General features: G+C 65.3%; 20 protein-coding genes. 7 read left to right on the top strand and 13 right to left on the bottom strand.

Translation table 11 applies throughout. The features are described 5' to 3' along the window. Positions 1–102: 102 nt before the first annotated feature. Positions 103–1,227, top strand: coding sequence for a 3-ketosteroid-9-alpha-monooxygenase, oxygenase component (locus AC5Y4F_RS16680; protein WP_499997641.1), 1,125 nt, complete (start codon positions 103–105; stop codon positions 1,225–1,227). A 44-nt stretch (positions 1,228–1,271) separates the two neighbouring features. Further along, entirely contained in the window at positions 1,272–1,529 is a 258-nt protein-coding gene (locus AC5Y4F_RS16675) for a ferredoxin (RefSeq protein ID WP_231986344.1), read from the top strand. Positions 1,530–1,558: 29 nt separating this feature from the next. Here the strand turns inward: AC5Y4F_RS16675 and AC5Y4F_RS16670 are convergent, their stop codons facing one another. From AC5Y4F_RS16670 to AC5Y4F_RS16645, 6 genes are all read right to left on the bottom strand, one after another. Continuing rightward, a complete protein-coding gene (locus AC5Y4F_RS16670; RefSeq protein WP_499997640.1) occupies positions 1,559–1,882 on the bottom strand; it encodes a DUF732 domain-containing protein in 324 nt (107 codons plus the stop codon). 235 nt (positions 1,883–2,117) lie between these two features. Continuing rightward, complete coding sequence (locus AC5Y4F_RS16665; RefSeq protein WP_067933856.1) at positions 2,118–2,726, bottom strand: PaaI family thioesterase; 609 nt, start codon at positions 2,724–2,726, stop codon at positions 2,118–2,120. Between the two features lie 42 nt (positions 2,727–2,768). Beyond that, positions 2,769–3,845, bottom strand: coding sequence for a hypothetical protein (locus tag AC5Y4F_RS16660; RefSeq protein ID WP_499997639.1), 1,077 nt, complete (start codon positions 3,843–3,845; stop codon positions 2,769–2,771). After that, on the bottom strand, positions 3,845–4,849 hold the full coding sequence (locus AC5Y4F_RS16655) for an alpha/beta hydrolase (RefSeq protein ID WP_067933803.1): 1,005 nt from the start codon (positions 4,847–4,849) through the stop codon (positions 3,845–3,847). Before AC5Y4F_RS16655 ends, AC5Y4F_RS16660 begins: the two co-directional genes overlap by 1 nt. Next, on the bottom strand, positions 4,846–5,697 hold the full coding sequence (locus AC5Y4F_RS16650; protein WP_067933802.1) for an SDR family NAD(P)-dependent oxidoreductase: 852 nt from the start codon (positions 5,695–5,697) through the stop codon (positions 4,846–4,848). The genes AC5Y4F_RS16655 and AC5Y4F_RS16650 overlap by 4 nt, the downstream gene beginning before the upstream one ends. Then, positions 5,694–6,173, bottom strand: coding sequence for a nuclear transport factor 2 family protein (locus AC5Y4F_RS16645; RefSeq protein ID WP_499997638.1), 480 nt, complete (start codon positions 6,171–6,173; stop codon positions 5,694–5,696). Before AC5Y4F_RS16645 ends, AC5Y4F_RS16650 begins: the two co-directional genes overlap by 4 nt. 132 nt (positions 6,174–6,305) lie before the next feature. Between AC5Y4F_RS16645 and AC5Y4F_RS16640 the strand changes: the two genes are divergently transcribed. Together AC5Y4F_RS16640 and AC5Y4F_RS16635 are read left to right on the top strand one after the other, a co-directional pair. Further along, complete coding sequence (locus AC5Y4F_RS16640; RefSeq protein ID WP_499997637.1) at positions 6,306–8,207, top strand: flavin-containing monooxygenase; 1,902 nt, start codon at positions 6,306–6,308, stop codon at positions 8,205–8,207. Then, positions 8,204–9,091, top strand: a complete 888-nt coding sequence (locus AC5Y4F_RS16635; RefSeq protein ID WP_499997636.1) for an SDR family NAD(P)-dependent oxidoreductase — start codon at positions 8,204–8,206, stop codon at positions 9,089–9,091. Before AC5Y4F_RS16640 ends, AC5Y4F_RS16635 begins: the two co-directional genes overlap by 4 nt. Here AC5Y4F_RS16635 and AC5Y4F_RS16630 read toward each other — a convergent pair. The 7 genes from AC5Y4F_RS16630 to AC5Y4F_RS16600 all read right to left on the bottom strand — a co-directional run bounded on the left by AC5Y4F_RS16630 (position 9,088) and on the right by AC5Y4F_RS16600 (position 15,031). Further along, positions 9,088–9,714 carry a Dabb family protein gene (locus AC5Y4F_RS16630; RefSeq protein ID WP_499997635.1) on the bottom strand — a complete coding sequence of 209 codons (627 nt, stop codon included), beginning with the start codon at positions 9,712–9,714 and terminating at the stop codon, positions 9,088–9,090. The two genes, AC5Y4F_RS16635 and AC5Y4F_RS16630, sit on opposite strands and share 4 nt — an antisense overlap. Then, positions 9,707–10,054, bottom strand: a complete 348-nt coding sequence (locus AC5Y4F_RS16625; RefSeq protein WP_067933794.1) for a hypothetical protein — start codon at positions 10,052–10,054, stop codon at positions 9,707–9,709. The genes AC5Y4F_RS16630 and AC5Y4F_RS16625 overlap by 8 nt, the downstream gene beginning before the upstream one ends. A 10-nt stretch (positions 10,055–10,064) precedes the next feature. Next, positions 10,065–10,880, bottom strand: a complete 816-nt coding sequence (locus AC5Y4F_RS16620; protein WP_067933792.1) for an IclR family transcriptional regulator — start codon at positions 10,878–10,880, stop codon at positions 10,065–10,067. A 213-nt stretch (positions 10,881–11,093) separates the two neighbouring features. Continuing rightward, positions 11,094–12,560 (bottom strand): FAD-dependent oxidoreductase, encoded by a 1,467-nt coding sequence (locus AC5Y4F_RS16615; RefSeq protein ID WP_499997634.1) that lies wholly within the window; start codon positions 12,558–12,560, stop codon positions 11,094–11,096. Continuing rightward, a complete protein-coding gene (gene bphC / locus AC5Y4F_RS16610) occupies positions 12,557–13,465 on the bottom strand; it encodes a biphenyl-2,3-diol 1,2-dioxygenase (protein ID WP_067933787.1) in 909 nt (302 codons plus the stop codon). Before bphC ends, AC5Y4F_RS16615 begins: the two co-directional genes overlap by 4 nt. Positions 13,466–13,480: 15 nt before the next feature. Further along, positions 13,481–14,665: an acyl-CoA dehydrogenase family protein gene (locus AC5Y4F_RS16605; RefSeq protein ID WP_067933785.1), complete on the bottom strand. Its 1,185-nt coding sequence runs from the start codon at positions 14,663–14,665 to the stop codon at positions 13,481–13,483. Between the two features lie 87 nt (positions 14,666–14,752). Further along, positions 14,753–15,031, bottom strand: a complete 279-nt coding sequence (locus tag AC5Y4F_RS16600; protein ID WP_499997633.1) for a 2Fe-2S iron-sulfur cluster-binding protein — start codon at positions 15,029–15,031, stop codon at positions 14,753–14,755. A 130-nt stretch (positions 15,032–15,161) separates the two neighbouring features. Between AC5Y4F_RS16600 and AC5Y4F_RS16595 the strand changes: the two genes are divergently transcribed. Genes AC5Y4F_RS16595 through AC5Y4F_RS16585 form a run of 3 tightly spaced genes read left to right on the top strand, consistent with a single transcriptional unit; the run spans position 15,162 to position 18,414 of the window. After that, on the top strand, positions 15,162–16,772 hold the full coding sequence (locus AC5Y4F_RS16595) for a flavin-containing monooxygenase (protein WP_499997632.1): 1,611 nt from the start codon (positions 15,162–15,164) through the stop codon (positions 16,770–16,772). Further along, complete coding sequence (locus AC5Y4F_RS16590; protein ID WP_499997631.1) at positions 16,769–17,584, top strand: mycofactocin-coupled SDR family oxidoreductase; 816 nt, start codon at positions 16,769–16,771, stop codon at positions 17,582–17,584. The genes AC5Y4F_RS16595 and AC5Y4F_RS16590 overlap by 4 nt, the downstream gene beginning before the upstream one ends. Then, positions 17,581–18,414 carry a mycofactocin-coupled SDR family oxidoreductase gene (locus tag AC5Y4F_RS16585; RefSeq protein WP_499997630.1) on the top strand — a complete coding sequence of 278 codons (834 nt, stop codon included), beginning with the start codon at positions 17,581–17,583 and terminating at the stop codon, positions 18,412–18,414. The genes AC5Y4F_RS16590 and AC5Y4F_RS16585 overlap by 4 nt, the downstream gene beginning before the upstream one ends. Positions 18,415–18,417: the final 3 nt, after the last annotated feature.

Genomic DNA, 18,417 nt, shown 5'->3' with positions numbered 1-18,417 from the left:
GTACCTCACGGTAAGCGCCGCCGGCGCGACGCGGGAAGGTCCGTCCTGATCAGTGGAACAAGGGGGTCCCGCGGCCCGGCCCGGGGGAGTTAAATCAGGCTCATGACGTCGCAGACGGAGGCCGACGAAATTCGGTTCATTGAAGCGCAGGCCGCGCCCACGCGGTTCGCCCGAGGCTGGCACTGCCTGGGGCTGACCAGGGATTTCGGCGACGGCAAACCCCACACGATCAACGCCTTCGGGCAGAAGCTCGTCGTCTTCCGCAGCGGCGACGGGAAAATCAACGTGCTCGACGGATACTGCCGGCACATGGGCGGAGACCTGTCCCAGGGCGAGGTCAAGGGCAACGAGATCGCCTGCCCGTTCCACGACTGGCGCTGGGGCGGCGACGGACGCTGCAAGCAGGTGCCCTATGCGCGGCGGACGCCCCGGCTTGCCCGCACGCAAGCTTGGACCACCCTGGAGCAGGACGGCATGCTGTTCGTGTGGAACGACCCGGAGCGCAAACCGCCGGCGCCGGAGGTGAAGATCCCGCGCATCGAGGGCGCCAGCAGCGACCAGTGGACTGACTGGCACTGGTATACGACCGTCGTCAACAGCAACTGCCGTGAAATCATCGACAACGTTGTGGACATGGCGCACTTTTTCTACATCCATGGCTCGCTGCCCACATACTTCAAGAACATCTTCGAGGGGCACGTGGCGACGCAGTACATGAATGGTGGAAGCCGACCCGACATGGGCGGGAGCGTCGGTTCACAGATGTTGGGTACGACGTCGGTGGCGTCGTACTACGGCCCATCGTTCATGATCGACGACCTGACCTATCACTACGAGCACGGCGACGCCAACACGATCCTCATCAATTGTCACTATCCCATCGACTCGAATTCCTTTGTGCTGCAATATGGGATCATTGTCAAGAAGTCCGACGCGCTGCCCGATGACCAGGCCATGGAGACTGCCATCACCCTGGGTGACTACGTCAAAATCGGGTTCGAGCAGGACGTGGAGATTTGGCGACACAAGGCGCGCATCGACAACCCGCTGTTGGTCGAGGAGGACGGTCCAGTCTACCAACTGCGTCGCTGGTATCAGCAGTTCTACGTCGACGTGGCCGATATCCAGCCGGATATGGTGGACCGCTTCGAGTTCGAACTCGACACCACCCGTCCCTATGAGGCATGGATGAAAGAGGTCGAGGCCAACATGGCGGCCCAGGCGTGACGACGCTGGAATCGTCGGTGCGAGAGGATAATCGGCTCGACGAGATGCCGATGGCGCCGGTAGCGTGCCGAATTTGTGGTGCGCGGGTTTTGGCCCGCAAGAGCAGCTGGAATCAGACCAGCGTGCAGTGGAACGCCGACGCGACGGCGCGGTGTATCGAGCGCGCCGATGCGCGGATGATTGCCACACCGGGGAGCCGGGGGGTCTTCGTCGTGTGTTCCGCGCTGAGTGCGTCGATCCTGGAAGCGGTACGCTGCGGAGACTTATCCGTCGTGGACGAGACCGACGGTAGGCAATGCTAAACCCGGGCGCTTAACCCGGGCGCTATGAACTATCCGCGCGGGATCTCATCCTTATGCCGCGGGCAGTAGGAGTAGATGCTCTGGGCGACGAAGAAGCCGGTATGAAACTCGGGTAAACTGCTGCTAGCCAACACATCTTGCATCACCTGCAGGGCCGTTTCGCCGGCGTCGAGCCGAGCGCAGACGTAGCGAGCAGCTTCGATCGCGTGTCCGGCCGAAGATCGGTCGACGATGCCCTGGGCCTCCAGCGCCGCAAGGAATTTCTGGTCGGTCGTGTCGGCATGGGCCGTCGGTGCCGCCGCCAGCAGCGCGGCGGATATCGCCCCCAGAGTGACGAGCAGGCGGGCAACCATGTCTGACGGGCTCCCTGGAGTGGGTGGTCGCGCCGAAACCGAATCGGGTAACCGCGCCCGACGCCTCGGCTGTCCTGTCTCGATTTTGCCGCATATCGTGATCGTGCTTGCCGATTATCGGTAGTTGTAACCCCGCGTGTCGACCTGCCGGCAAACGCGCCGGGTTGATCTTATCGGCGGGTGCGGTGTCACGCGGCGACCGTTGTAAACGAGATCGCATGATTGACAGCATATTTCACGATTCCTGTACACGTTGTGACCCGCCCAATCCGAGGTATTCCCGTGGTGTGATGAAAACGCCCTCGGCTTCCACCGTCACCCCGTCGGCGTTGCTGAGATGGCCGGTCGCATACGTCTTAATGCCGTCGATCCGCTCCACCCGGGCCTCGGCTCGAAGTGTCCCCAACCGCGTGGGGCGCAGATAGCGCACCGTGATGGTGCCCGTGTAAGCCGGCTTACCGGGCTGATGTGCCGTCGCGCCCAGAACATGGTCCAGGATTAGAGCGCACATGCCTCCGTGTACACAACCGGGCGGTCCCTCGTAGGCGGCGCCGAGGTGCACATCGGCATGTACGCCGCCGTCCGCGTCTTGCTGGACGACCAGTGGCGGAGCGATCGGGTTGTGCAGCCCGATGGCCACGTTGCCCGCAACGACGGTTTTGCCGTCAGGGTTCGTGTGCGCACCGAACGACCCTGCCATGAGCTGGGTGCTCAACAACTCGACGGTTTGGTCGACCAGAGCCAGGGCGTGTGCCACGGTCGCGTCGTCGGCCTCGCTGCGAATGGTTACGTCGATTAGTCGTCGCACCGACTGCGTCAGTCGTTCGCGAAGCGTGTCAGGCATCAGCACCACCGCGCGAAACGCTGCATGGTGCGGTTCTTTTCGTCACGCCAATTGGAAGGCGCTCAGCGGCGCCTCGTCGGGATAGATGGATGGCCCGCCCAGGTCATAGGCGGCGTTGAGCGCACCGATGAAAGCCGGATCGTGCAGCGGCTCACTGGGAATGTCGAGATTGATCCCGCGACCGTTGACGTCATCGACCATGATGTCGATGGCTCGGTCGATCGTCAGGTCGTCGGAACCGTCCATGTTCTTTTTCAGTTCGTCGAAGTCGGAGAACACCTCGGCCGACCAATGCACGAGGAACCGCAGTTCGTCGGTATGGTGGCGTGCGATGATCGCATCACCGTTTCTCAGCTGCCACTGGTCGCGGTCCTCCGGGTCACCGGCGAACACGGTGTCGAATCCCAATCCTTTCGGAATCTGTTGATCAAGAGGACCATTCGCCTCGCCGCGGTGCACCATCATCTCGTTCTGCACAACGACGCCACGGTTGTAGACAGGTGGTAGGACGCGCCTCGGTTCCCGAAGCGGACCGTCGGGCCAGTAGGTGAATCCGCTCCCGCGATCGAGAGAAAACCAAGTAATCACCTGCGCCATCTTTATCAGGTATTCGCCGAACAGGCCGGATTTACCCATCACGCTGGTGAGCCACGTCGGCGCGTTCTCGTGTCGCACACCGCGGAAGCTGGGCGAATCCAGATGCCCCGGATCGCGGTTCGCGCACGGTCCGTTGATGTTGAACAGCATCAGCTGGGGTTTGGCGTATTCGGCGCGCCAGTAGGTCTTGGCCATCTGCAGGAATTTCGCGTTGTAGAAGCAGTCGTGCAGTTGCGGGTAGAGCACGGCGCCATAGTTGGCGAGGTAGCCGCGGAAGGTCGGAGTGAGGAAGAGGTCCAGCGACGGTGTGAATCCCTCGGGAAAGGCTCCGCTCATCGTCGCGATCAATTCGTCGGGCGACGCGAAATGTTGCGCGATGATCAGCCTCCACGGGCCTGCGCTACGCACGACGTCGAACAGCCGCCCGATTTGGTCGTCGGTGTACACCTCGTCGATCTCCCGAGGCGGGGCGGCCGGCCGCAACACATCGGAAAGCTCCATCCGTCGATCGTTGGTGAGCATCAGCTGTCTCCTTCTGCACTGCGTTGACTGTTGTTCTGATGGAACTGCTGGACCGGCAACGGGTGAGCGAACTTCGCGCGCAGCAGCGCACCGATCTCCGCGATGGCCAGCCGGCCGCGCGCCGTTGCGTCAGACCGCATCAGAAAGCCGTGGCACATCCCGGGATAGCGCGTCACGGTTGTCTGCACAGCCGCGTCGCGCAGCCGCGCCGCGTACTGCTCACCCCAATCTCGGATCGGGTCGGCTTCCGCTGTCACCACGATCGCCGCCGGCAGTCCGGTCAGGTCGGTCGCGCACGCCGGAATCAGGTAGGGATCCTGGGGCGGGCCGGCGTCGCCATAGGCGAGTGCATGCAAGTATTCGATGTCGTCGCGGCTCAGCATTGGTGCGTCGGCGAGCGCGGTGATCGACGCGGTGTCCATATCGCGATCCAGTCCGGGATACAACAGCACCTGCGCGCAAATGGCCGGGCCACCGCGCTGGCGGGCGGCCAGCGCAACCGCCGCCGCAAGCGAACCACCCGCGCTGTCGCCGACGACCGCGAGTCGGGCACCGTCGACGCCCAATTCCTGCGCATGCCGCGATACCCATTCGGTTGCGGCGTAGGCGTCCTCGAATTGAGCGGGCGGCGCGAATTCGGGGGCCAGCCGGTAATCGACCGCTACGACGGCGGCTTGCGCGGTGGCCGCCAGCGCTCGCGCGAGCGGCTCGAACGAGTGATTGGATCCCATGACAAGTCCACCGCCGTGGAAGAAGACAAGGACGGGTCCCATGGCATCGCAGGTGGGGCGATAGATTTTGACGGGAATCGGGTCAGCCGGCCCGGGTATGACAAGGTCGGTGACGCTGGCCATCTCGGGCATGTCCCGGGGGAGCGGCGCAGCCTCGATAGCAGTGCGCACCGCGGCCAACCCCCGCTGGCGCATCGGTGGGACGTCGCCGAACGACGCGATCCGTGCGGCGGCGTCGGCATCCAGCCTGACCCTGGCGATCTGCGGACTCATCGGCGTGACGGGGGATGCTGGGTGGCAAGGACGTTCGCGCGTTCGGTCATCGCCGCCCCGACATAGTCCGGCTGGGTGAGCAGGTAGAAGCGACCCTGCGCGGCCTGCTCGAATACGGTCTCGGCGGCGGCCAGCGGATCCATGGCCCGGTCCTTGATTTGCAGCATGGCCGCGCGTTGCGCCTCGGCGGCATTGGCATTCACGGTGTCGAGGGCATCACTGGCCTCGACTCCACCGGCGGATTCAAAGATGTTGGATACCACCGCACCTGGCAGCACGGCCTGCACGTGGATGTGGTGATCGTGTCCGGCCGATTGGACGTCGAGGTACAGACATTCGGTCATGGCGAGAACGGCGTGCTTGCTCGTGATGTAGGGCGCTTGCAATGGAATTGCCACCACGCCGCCGACCGACGATAGGTTCCATACCCAGACCTGCTCGTCGGTGGCCATCATCTTGGGCAGAAATGCCCGCACCCCGTAGAAAACTCCGCTGATGTTGACATCGACGACGCGCCTCCAGTTGGCGATGGGCGTGTCCCACAAATACCCGAACTGTTCGACTCCCGCGTTGTTCACCAGCAACCGCACCGGCCCGACTTCCCGGTAGGTGCGTTCCGCGAGCCCTTGCAGGGCGTCCGGGTCGCGCACGTCGCAGACGACGTCGACCGCATCGGTTCCCGCTGCGGCGAGTTCGCTCCGTAACGCCGCCACGGCGTCCGCATCGACGTCGGCAAGCACGACCGTCATGCCCAACCGGCTGGCGTGGCGCGCCATTCCCGCGCCGATACCACCGCCTGCTCCGGTGATGACGGCGACGCCACCGGAGAATTTTTCGCGAGCGGTCACCGACCGGCAGCACTCTTTTGGGCGAGCTCGGAAAGCTGCACCGAGTTCGTGGTGTCGAGCACGATGTCCATCTCAGTGAACTCAAGCCCCTTGGCGCCGCGCCTTACGCCCACAGTGGCGATGCCTGTCGAGACCGCGAACGGGACGAAGTTTGCGATCTGGTTGACGAAGATGTAGAAGCGCGCGTACGTGATCTCACCATTGGTGCTCGTGCGGTGCAGGTTGGTGGCGTGGTGGCGCAACGGGTAGGGACTCTGATCGCGATGGTCGGCAAGCCACTTCACCACCTCGTCACGACCATTCAAATCGGGCGACATCAATTCCTCGAAAGGACTTGCGCCTGAGTCGCTTCGGGTCACGTAGTGCACGTCCTGCGCGCAGCGGCGCGCCAAGTCATCGTAGTGGGCCTCGTCGTAGTGGTACCAGAAGCCCGCGATGAAGTCGTGCAGTTCGGATAGCGTGACCTCGTTGCTCATGGCAGGTAGTCAACACGCTGTGGCCCGCGGGTGTCTGATTGATGTCCGGTCAGTGGAACACTGTCTGCCCAACCTCCCACTCAGTAGACGGGGACCCCCGCGCGGCGGGGGAGCGACTCCATACTCGGTGCCATGAGTTCTGGCGCTCCGCTGGATCCCGGTGAACTCCGGGTCAACCTGCTGAAGGCAGATCCAGGGGTACTCGTCGCGGTGTTGGCGCAGCTGACTGGTGACGCTTGTGTGGTCGACCGGTTCGGGGCGAAGATCACGCACGTGCCCGACCCTCCGGAACGGGCCGGCGTCACCGATCCTGCCACCGCAGCAGAACTGGTCGAGGCGGTGATGGCTGCGCTGCGGTCGCCCCGCGAGGCAGCGGAGATTCCCGCTGACGACCCCGAACTCTTCGGGCGGCTGCTACCGCTGGCCCTGGGATGCGAAGTCGACGGCGAATTTGTTCCATTGTTGCTCGAGCAGGGCGGTTTTCATCCCTCCCAACCAGCGCTGCCGCGCACGGTGGCGATTCCCGAGACAACGAACGTGGCGATTATCGGTGCGGGCCTCGCCGGTATCATCGCCGCACTCGCCGCGGCTGACGCCGGGGTCGGCTACCAGATCTTCGATCGCAATGACGAAGTCGGTGGTACCTGGCTGACCACGACCTACCCGGGTATCGGAGTCGACACGCCATCGGCGTACTACTCGTTGTCGCGTGAGGTGAACCCGGATTGGACGAGCTACTATCCGCAGGGCGCGGAGTATCAGAACTACCTTGTTGCGGTGGCCGACAAATATGGCCTGCGTGAGCACACCCGATTCGGCACCGAGGTCGAAGCCCTGTGGTGGGACGAGGATCGCGAGCAGTGGCAGATCCGTAGCGTTGGTCGCGACGGCGAACTCGACGTCACCTACGCGCGCGTCGTGATCACCGCGGCGGGTTACCTGAATCGTCCACGATGGCCTGATCTTCCGGGTCGGAACACCTTCGCAGGCATCAGCATTCACTCCGCGCAGTGGGATCCGGCGCTGGACCTTGCCGGCAAGCGGGTGGCGATCATCGGCGCCGGCTGTACGGCGGTACAGATCGTCGATGCATGTGTCGAGGACGTCGAGCATCTGACTGTGTTTCAGCGGCAACCACACTGGGTGGCGCCGCGCAAAAGGGCGACCGATGACGTTCCCGAACACCGCCGCTATCTGGGCCGGCACCTTCCGTTTTACGCGAAGTGGAACCGGCTGAAGTCGTATTGGGGGACGGCGGACAACAACTATCCCGTCATCCTGCAGGACCCGGAGTGGTCGAAATCGCACTTGTCGATCTCACCCGCCAACGACGTGCTGTTGCGGATGTGCATGGACTACATCAACGAGACCTTCGGTGCCGGAACCGAACTGGCCAGGAAAGTCACTCCGGATTTCGCGCCCTACGGCAAGCGGATCATTCGGGATCCGGGGGGGTATTACGCGGCGCTGACGCGCGACCACGTGGACGTGGAAGCCAGCGAACCGGCCGCGGTAAACGCCGAAGGCATCGTGACGCAGGATGGCCGGCAGATCGACCTTGACATCATCATCTACGCCACCGGTTACCACCTCGACTTTCTATCCACGATCGACGTTCGCGGCCGCGGCGGACGTACGCTCTCCGACGAATGGGGTCAGAGCCCCCGCGCGTACCGGGGTGGCACAGTGCCCGGCTTCCCGAATCTGTTCATCAATTCGGCGCCGAACTACAGTCCCGGCCACGGTGCGGGCGCGAACTTCTCGATGGAAGTGATGGCGCATTACATCATGGAATGCTTGCAACTGATGGCGCTGCGTGGCGCGACAACGATGGAGGTCACCCGCCAGGCTTACACCGACTACGTGGCCCAGATCGACCAGACGATGGCGGGCACGGTGTGGTGTCACACGCCGAATGCACACACCTACTACCGCTCAGGGTCGGGCCGTGTCGTGGTGGCGACCCCCTACCGGCTGGTCGACCTTTGGCATCAGCACCGTGCGCCGATCGAAGAGCATTTCGAGTTCCGATGACTCAATTACTCTCGGGTAAAACAGCTTTGGTAACGGGAAGTAGCCGGGGCATCGGTCAAGCAATTGCGCGGCGCTTGGCCGCTGAGGGTGCGACGGTAGCCGTCACAGCCAGGTCGCACCAACCTTCCGCGTCGACGCGGGGCGGCACGAGTCATACGCTGCCGGGCACCATCGGGGAGACCGTCGCCCTGATTCAAAGCTCGGGTGGTCACGCGTTTGGCCTCGCGGCCGACCTCGAGGATGCCCAGCAGCGCCGCCGGTTGATCGACGCAGTGCTCGAGCACACCGGCCGCATCGACATCTTGGTCAACAACGCCGGTTTCGCCGACTATTCGGTCATCGAGGACATGAGCCTGGAGACGTTTGACCGGACCGTCGAGCATTACCTGCGGACACCTTTCATCTTGACGAAAGCTGCCGTTCCACACATGCGTAGGCAAGGTGGGGGCTGGATCGTCAACATCGGGTCGGTGACCGGGCTGCCTCCGGTGCGGCCGTACCGTGATTACAACAAGACCTCAGGTGACGTGATCTACGCGTCGGTTAAAGCTGCGCTGCACCGTTTCACGCAAGGCGCAGCAGCCGAACTGCTCGACGCGAACATTGCGGTCAACTGCGTTGGCCCATCGTCGGCGGTCAAGACACCCGGTGCTGCGGAGCTGATTCCGGTGACCTTCCCGACCGAACCGGTGGAGTACTTAGCCGAAACAGTGCTGGCGATGTGTCATTTGCCCGCCGTCGAGCGCACCGGGCTGGTCGCGTTCAGCCTGCACTACCCCTGGGTACAGCAGTTGCCGGTGCACAGCCTAGACGGCTTGGAGCTGTTGCCACCGCTGAAGCCGCCGCAGACAGCCAATCCGAACGTCCTGCCCACAGGCATCTAACTGATCACCGGGCCGGCGGTGGCGCAGAAGCTGTGGCACACGCGATCACGAACGATCACCTCGGTAGTTTCGGGATCGAACCACCGGTCCACCACCGCCCAGTGGATCGGGTGCATCAGGTACGGACCCATCAACCCTTGGAGGTCGGCGAACTCCTGCTCGAACACATGGGTCCACGCCGTAGCACCGGTGGCCTCGGATACCCGGCTCAGTTGCCATGCGCGGATCGCCGGCACGTGGCGGGGCATCATTGATAGCTCGTGCTCGAATTGATCGACAGAGGCCGCCGGGGCGTCGGGCACCACCCGCAGGAGCAACGTCCGGTACACGGTGCCTGAATTTTCGGCGCAGCGCTGGGGTGCACCGGAATAGTCGGCCCCGTTGACCCGGAGCATCGCGGGGTCGGTCAACAATGCAGTGAATCCGGCTGCGCCACAGCTCCAATCGGCCCGGGAGTGGAATCGCAGGTGCACGAGGATATCGCCGCCGTTGCGAGTCCCGGGCAGAGTCGGCTCGACCACCCAGCGCGGTGATCCTGTCTGGGTTGCGGCGCAACGCAACTCGTCGAGTAGCCGGTCTCGATCTGACTTGACGACGTCAAGCAATCTCGTGACGCTAAACATCACACAGGCCGTCGACGTCGGCCGCGGCCGCGGCGAACGATCGAGATCGCTCCTGCACCAATTCGCCGATTTGCGACCACCATTCGCTCAGCGCCGGATCAGGCCGGCCCATCCATGTCATCTCCCACCAGGCTTGAACGTCAGGCAGTGTCCACGTGATGGTGACGGTGTTAACCCGGTCTTCGAACCAGATCGGCGGGCTGACCAAGATGTCGCGTAGCGTCATGCCCCGGTCCCGGGCACCCGGGGCGTACTCGGCCAGGTATGCGTCGACGAACCGCCGCGCGCAACCCGGCCGGGTGACGACACGGTCTATCACCCATACGCTGCCGGCGACCATGGGGCTTGCTTCACGCGTACTGCAACGCGGGCCGCAGCGGACGCAATGGCTGCAGAGTCGGGGCGACGCGTTGTGGGCCGCCCTCGGCGTGCCGCCAGATGCCCATCGCCGTCATCCGGACCGGAGCGACCAATCGCTGATCGAACTTCATCCGGTTCATCGGACCGCATACCGACACCGCGGCGACGACTTCCTCGCCCTCTCCCGGCCCGCCGATCGGGGCCGCCACGCAACCGAATCCGAGCAGCGATTCCTCACGTTCGAAGGCGACGCCGTGCGCGCGCACCCGGGACAATTCGACGGCCAGCTGTGAGCCGGTGGCGATCGAGTACTTCGTCTTGCGGATTCGCAGGTCCACCGGGGCATCCTCGTCGCGGTAGGCCAGGATCGCCTTGCCGACGGCGGTGCAGTGCGCGGGCTGACGGCTGCCCACTCGGGTGGGTATGGGCGCCAGCGGCGAGTCGCCGACCTTGTCGAGGTACACGACGTCCGGCCCGTCCAGAACCGCAAGGTGCGCGACGAGCCCTGTGGCGCGGTGCAATTCGCCCAGCAAGGGGCCCGCGGCGCGCACTAGGCGGTCCTGATGCACGGCTAGCGAGCCCAATTCGACGAGGCGCATGCCCAGCTCGTAGTCACGGCCGCTGCGGCGCAGCCAGCGCAGCTGCACCAGGCGCTCGAGCATTCGGTGCGCCGACGAACGCGGCAGGCCGGTACGCCGGACGATCTGGGCCAGCGTCAGGCGCCCGGGTCCGTCGAATGCGTCCAGGACCATCGAGATGCGGTCGATGACCGCCGTCGGCGCGACTGATTCTGCGGTCTCTGTCATCCGGCCCTCCCAGCTAGAGCTATCTGGCTGTCATATTCCTATTAGGAATATCTGTTTGTACCATACCGCTGTGGCCGCTGTCACACGACACGCGAACGGCGAGGACGGACGGAAGGTCTGCCGAGTGCGCACCGGCGACTGAAATGTGGGCGCGAATCCGGCCCAGGAGGCACAGTCTCAAAGCCGTCAACCCGCTCAAGACACTGAGTGCGGTCAGCCCTTGGCCGCGGAGCGGCCGGCGCGGCGGCCGTAGAAGCTGCCGTCACCCAGCGAGACTCCGCTGGCGTAGCCCCACGCGGCCAGGCCGGCGGTGCAGCGGCCGGCGGCGAAGAGTCCCGGAATGGGCGCGCCGCTGACGTGCAGCACCTCGGCGTCCAGCGTGGTGGCCAGCCCACCCAGGGTGAACCCGCCGGTGTTCTCCCGCAGGTCGACGGCGCCGACGGGGGAGCCGATCGGCTTGATCCACTCCGGCTTCTTGTGCAGCAGTGGATCCTCGCCGCGCGCGGCGCCCTCGTTGTACGCGGCAACGGTCGCCTGCAGCGATCCGATCGGCAGCCCCATATCGCGTTCCAGGTCGGCGACCGTGTCGGCCACCCAGGTCGCCGGGCGCAGCATGAACTTCGGCGACCACGAGGCCATCGCCTCCTCCTGCGCATCGCCGTCGATGATCAGATAGGCGACGTTGTCCTGCTGATACAGCGTGAGCTGCCCGATCCGGCCGGGGTAGGTGTCCTCGGCGACGTAGCGCTGACCGCGGCCGTTGACCAGGATGCCGCGTACCAGCTGCTGGGGATCGATGAAGATCGCCACCTCGGTGGCGTCCATGTGGGCCAGGTCGGCGCCCAGCGCCTGCGCCATCCGGATCGCCTGCCCGTCGTGCTGCTCGATCGACGCGGCCGGCCGGCCGGCGATCCGCGGCGCGAAGCGCTGGACCATCGCGTCGTTGTAGGCGAAGCTGCCGGTCGCGAGGACCACTCCGGTGCGCGCTCGAACACTCATCTCGGTGCCGTACCGGCGGGCGCGGATGCCGACCACCCGGCCGTCGGATTCGGTGATCAGCCGCTGCACCCGCACGTCGTAGCACGCCCGCACGCCGGCTGCGGTCGCGGTTTCGACCAGGGGCTTCATCAGCATGTAGCCGGCGCTGGCTTCGCCCTGCTTCTTGTTCTGCATCTGCGGGACGTGCCCGCGCGGCGCGGGCGAGGCAATGGTATTGAACGGAAAGGAATTCTCGCCGCCGCTGTACATCAGCCCCTGATCGCCCATCGGCTCCCAGCCGGGCTCGGAGAAGAACTCCGCCTTGAACGGGACACCGCAGCCGACCAGCCACTCGAAGTGCGCGACGCTGCCGGCGCAGTAATCGGCGATCCTGTTCTCGTCGGCGCCGGGGCCCATCGCGACGTTGAGGAACGCCGCCATGTTATCGACGGAATCGCTGAAGCCACAAGCTGTTTGGATCGCGGTGCCGCCACCGAGATAGATGAAACCACCGGCCATAGACGCCGCACCGCCCCACGAGCCGGTGCGCTCCAGCACCAATACCTCAGCGCCGGAGCGGGCGGCTTCCACCGCCGCCGCCGCGCCGGCGATACCGTAGCCCGCGATGACGACGTCGGCCTCGTCATCCCATGAGGTGATCGACGACGCGGCGACCGGCGTTACGTCCGATTCGGGCGTCACAGCCGCATCGCCGCGGGCATCTCGCCGACCCACTGGTGACCCCAGTAACTGTCGGCCGTGATTTCTTCTGCGGTGTAATAGGTTTCGTCGACCCGCATCCCGTCGGTGCCGAACTCGATGTCCCAGTCGCCAGGTGCGCGGACGTAAAACGACACCATCTTGTCGTTGGTGTGGCGCCCAAGGGTCGACGACAACTGGAATCCCTCGACGTTGACCCGGTCCAGCGCCTGCCCCACGGCGTCGAGAGTATCGACCTCCACCATGATGTGCACCAGGCGCGGATCGCGCTGGTGCGCGGCCGGGACGATCGCCAGGCTGTGGTGGCGCTCATTGATGCCCAGGAACCGAACCCGCACCGGGCCAAACTCTTTCGGCAGCGGCACCCGGAACGCGCCGCGGGCGCGGAAGCCCAGGACCTCGGTGTAGAAATCGAACAGGCCGCCTGCGTCGATGGCCGGTACCACCACGTGGCCCATGCCCTGGTCGCCGGTCACGAACTTCGCGCCGAACGGCGTGACGACCGGGCTGTGGTCGAGCACCGCGCCGTGGAATACCTCCAGCGTCGTGCCGGCGGGATCCTCGAACGTGATCACTTCTTCGACGCGGCGCGCCTCGGCCTCATCGGCGGACAGCTGTTTGTACGCCACACCGGCACCGTCGAGGGAGGCTTGCACTCGCTGCAGCGCCGGGTGGTCGCGCACTTCCCAGCCGACGGTCAGCACCCGGTCGGTCTCACCGGGCACCACGATGAGCCGGGCCGCCCGCTCGTCCATGCGCAGGTAAAGCGCGGACTCGTCGGGGCCCCTACCCTCGGCGAAACCCAGCACGCTGAAGGCGAACTGCCGCCAGCGGTCGATGTCATTGGTCGAAATGGTGATGTAGCCCAGGCTTTTCAGATCGCTCACGGATGGGTCTCCTGCTCAGATCAGGGCCCGCAGCGGGCCCTCGGGCGGGTCGATGCCGATCGAACTCAGCGCCGCCGCGTGATAGGTCGTGCCGGGGACATGAATGGCATGCATCTGTCCGACGTGCACGTCACGCCAATACCGCTGCAGCGGCTTGTCCATTCGCGCCGCGTTGCCGCCCGAGCGGGCGAAGATCTCGTCGACCGCCGACACCGCGCGCCACACCGCGCGCACCTGTGTCCGGCGCCCGGCCGCCCGGTCGGCGAACGACACCTCCTTGCCGGCCGCGACCATGTCGTAGATGCGGTCGGCGTTGGCCAGCAACTCCTGGCGGGCAGCGTTGATGTCGGCGGCAGCCTCGCCGATCGCATGCATGACGTAGGGGTCATCCTTGATCGCGGTTCCGGTAGCACCGACGCGCTCGCGCTGATAGTCCAGATGCGCGGCCAGCGCCCCCTCGGCGATGCCGATGGTCGCCGCGGAAATGCCCAGCGGGAACATCGTCGACCACGGCATCAGGTACAGCGGCTCGGTCATGCCGGCCTCGCGCTGAGCGGTACCGTCCATTACCTTGGTCGCGTCCATCGTCCGGTAATTCGGCACGAATGCGTCTTCGACGATGACATCCTTGGAGCCGGTTCCCCTCAGCCCCACCACATTCCACGAGTCGTCGACGATTTCGTAGTCCTTGCGCGGCAGGATCATGTGCAGCATCTGCGGCGGCATCAACGGGATGCCCTTTTCGTCGCCGAGCATGGCGCCCAGGATGATCCAGTCGCAATGGTCGGTGCCCGAACTGAACTGCCAGCGGCCGTTGAAGAGGTAGCCGCCGTCGACGGGCTTGGCCACACCCTGCGGCGCATACGGGGACGCCATCCAGGTGTCGACGTCGTCGGCCCAGATTTCGGCGGCCACCTTCGGGTCGGCGTAAGCCAACTGATAGGGGTGCACGCCCACGACGCCGACGATCCAGCCGGCCGCCGGATCCAATGCCGCGGTGGCCATCGTCGTCTCGGCGAACTCGCGGGGATGGACCTCGAAGCCCTGGTACTGCTTGGTCTGCAACAGCCGGATCAGGCCGGCGCCTTTCATCAGCTTGACGGTGTCGTCGGTGAGCCGGCCGATGCGTTCGGCTTCCGCGGCTTGGTCGCGCAACTGGTCGGCCATGGCCACTACCCGGTCGAGTACCCGGTCGCTCATATCGTTGTCCTTACGTGTGTGGGCTTAGTAATGGTCTACCGCAGTCGCGGTCGGTCCCAAAGGACATCCCGATGAACGGACACGGAATCAAAATTCGACGTGCACATCGTCCCCTGCCGCCCTGGCCTGGCAGGCGAGTATCAGGCCGTCCTCGAGATCCGCCGCGTCCAAGACCTCGCACGGGGCCATGTCGACCCGCCCGGTGAGCACGGTCGCCACGCAGTAACCACAGCGGCCCTCCCGGCACGAATGCGGCACCGCGATTCCCGCGTCCAGCAGCGTCTCCACCAGTGTCTGCCCGTGCGGCCAGGGCAAACGATGCCGTTGGCCGTCCAGCTCGACGTCGACACGTGCGATTTCCGGCATCGGTCGATGGTCGGCCATCAGGGCCGAGCGGCGGGCCTACGCGCCCGGTGGCCGGGAAGTCTCGCGCGAACCGTCCGGTGACCGGGAGGGACGGCGGTCCAACACGCGCAAGGGCCTACGGTCACTGCTTGTGAATGATGCCGGCCAACAGCCCCTGGATGTCGTCGTGGTCGGCGCGGGATTCGCCGGCCTGTACGCGTTGCACAAGCTGCGTGGTCAGGGCCTCTCGGTGCGGGTGGTCGAAGCGGCGCCAGAGCTCGGCGGCACCTGGTACCACAACCGGTATCCGGGTGCCCGCTGCGACGTCGAGAGCGTCGACTATTGCTATTCGTTCTCCGACGAACTGCAACAGGAGTGGGACTGGACCGAACGGTATGCCACCCAGGCCGAGATCCTGGCGTATTTGAACTGGGTCGCGGACAAGCTCGATCTGCGCCGCGACATCGCACTGCGCACCCGCGTGGTCTCGGCACGACTCGACGAGGCGACCCTGCGCTGGACGATCACCACCGAAGCGGGCCAAGAGTTTTCGGCCCGGTTCTGTCTCATGGCGACCGGTCCGCTGTCGGCCGCACTGACCCCCGACTTCGCCGGCCTGGACACCTTTTCCGGCGAGATCTACCACACCGCACACTGGCCGCACGAGCCCGTCGACTTCACCGGCAAGCGGGTGGCCGTCATAGGTACCGGATCGTCGGGCATCCAATCCATTCCGATCATCGCCGAGCGCGCCGCTCATCTCTATGTCTTCCAGCGCACCCCCAACTACAGCGTCCCAGCAGGCAACCAGCCCTTGACGGCCGATGAGCTGGACGAGATCAAGGCCGGCTACGCCCAGCGACGTGCGCTGTCGTGGCGCAGCGGGGGTGGCTCACCGCACATCACCGCCCCAAAGCCGACGATGCAGTTCAGCGCCGAGGAGCGTCGTGCGGCCTTCGAAAAGCGCTGGCAGCTCGGCGGGGTGCTGTTCTCCAAGACGTTCCCCGACCAGATGACCGATCTGGAGGCCAACGAGGAGGCCCGCAGGTTCTACGAGGAGAAGATCCGGGCCGTCATCGATGATCCGGCCGTAGCTGACCTGCTGATCCCCACCGACCACCCTATCGGTACCAAGCGAATCTGCACTGACAGCAATTACTTTCAGACTTTCAACCGCGCGGACGTGTCATTGATCAGCGTCCGCGCCACCCCGATCGAATCCGTCGACGCCACCGGCATTAACACCACCGATTCGCACTACGACGTCGACATGATCGTGCTGGCAACGAGTTTCGACGCTATGACCGGTGCGCTTGGCAAAATCGATATCATCGGACGCCACGACACCGCGCTGCGTGACGACTGGGCGCACGGGCCCCGCACATATCTGGGCCTGGCGGTGGACGGCTTCCCCAACCTGTTCTTGATTTCGGGTCCGGGCGCACCCGCCGTGCTAGCGAACATGGTGCTGCACGCTGAAGCTCAGGTGAACTGGATCGCCGACGCCATCGCTTACCTCGACCATTACGGTTACGCCGCGTTGGAGGCGAACGTGGACAGCGTCGACGGCTGGGGCGCCGAATGCGCCCGCCTGGCCGAGGCGACGCTGTTCACCAAGGCGAACTCCTGGTACATGGGCGCGAACGTGCCGGGCAAGCCGCGTGGCTTCATGCTGTTCACGGGCGGCTTCGCCACCTACAACGATATTTGCGCCGAGGTCGCCGGCGCCGGCTACCGCGGCTTCGATCTAATCCAACAATGACGAAATTGCTGAACAAGGTAGTGGTGGTCACCGGCGCCGCCAAAGGCACCGGACGGGTGCACTGTGAGCGGTTTGCCGACGAGGGTGCCGACGTGATCGCGCTCGACGCCCAAAGCGCGGCCGCCGAGTTGCGTGACACCGCAAGGGGAGTCGAGGACCGCGGTCGACGGTGTGTGACCGGTTTGACCGACGTCAGCGACCTCGCGGCGGTGACGGCCGCCATCGACGCGGGGGTGGCCGAGTTGGGCAGTCTCGACGTCGTGGTCGCCAACGCCGGAGTCCACCTGCCCGGCGCCCCGTCCTGGGAACTCGACCCCCAGGTGTGGCAGCGCACGCTCGACATCAACCTCACCGGCGTCTGGCACACGATCCGGGCGAGGGTGCCGCACATGTTCGGTCGGGAAGGCGACTGCGGTGGCTCGGTCGTTATCATCAGCTCCACCAGTGGGCTTCGCGGCCTGCCCAACACCGGGCACTACACCGCCAGCAAGCACGCGGTGGTGGGACTGGCGCGCACCCTGGCCAACGAGCTCGGGCCGCGCGGCATCAGGGTGAACACCGTGCACCCCGGGCCGGTGGCCACCCCAATGGTGCTGAACGAGGCTACTTTTCGACGGTTGCGGCCGGACCTGGACAACCCGACCGCGGCCGACGCCGCCGAGGTGCTGCGGGCACGCAACCTGCTCCCGGTGCCGTGGGTCGAGCCCGTCGACATCGCCAACGCCGTGCTGTTCTTGGCCTCGGATGCGGCTCGGTACATCACCGGCACCCAGCTCGTGGTGGATGCCGGTCTGACCCAGAAGACGACATGACCGGACGGCTGCAAAACAAGGTGGCCCTGATCACCGGTGCGGCGCGGGGGATCGGTCGTGCGCAAGCGGTGCGGTTCGCGCAGGAGGGCGCTGACATCGTGGCGCTCGATGTGTGCGGCCCGGTCGACACGGTGGTCATTCCGCACAGCACCCCGGCCGACCTTGACACCACCGCGTCGCTGGTGAGCGACGCGGGCGGGCGGGTGCACACCGAAATCGTCGACGTGCGTGACCTCTCCGGGGTGCAGGCCGCAACCGATCGCGGCGTGCAGCGTTTCAACGGCCTGGACGTGGTGTGCGCAACCGCCGGCATCACTTCCCGTGGTATGGCGGTCGACCTGGACGAAAACACCTGGCGCACCATGCTGGACGTCAATCTCACCGGGGTGTGGCATACCTGCCGCGCCGCTGCGCCGCACCTCATCACGCGCGCGGCGGGTGCGATGATCCTGACGAGTTCCATCGCGGGGAGCCGTGGACTGGTCGGCGTCGCACATTACACCGCCGCCAAGCACGGCGTGCTCGGCCTGATGCGCAGCCTCGCCAATGAGCTTGCGCCGTATCATGTTCGGGTCAACTGCGTCAGCCCGACGAACGTCGACACACCCATGATCCACAACGACATCGTCAGCAGTGCCTTTCGGCCCGACCTAAGCCGACCACCGACTCGTACGGAATTCGCCGAGGCGGCCCGCCCGATGAATATGCTTGCGGTGCCGTGGATCGACCCGCTCGATGTCGCCAACGCCGCACTGTTCTTGGCCTCCGATGAAGCGCGGTACATCACGCCGGCGGACTTGCCGGTCGACGCCGGGGCCACGCAGCGATGAGGA

It is taken from the genome of Mycobacterium sp. NGS56 (assembly GCF_059812425.1).
The sequence above is the reverse complement of the archived record's forward strand: the minus strand, read 5'-3'. Positions and strand labels throughout refer to the sequence as shown.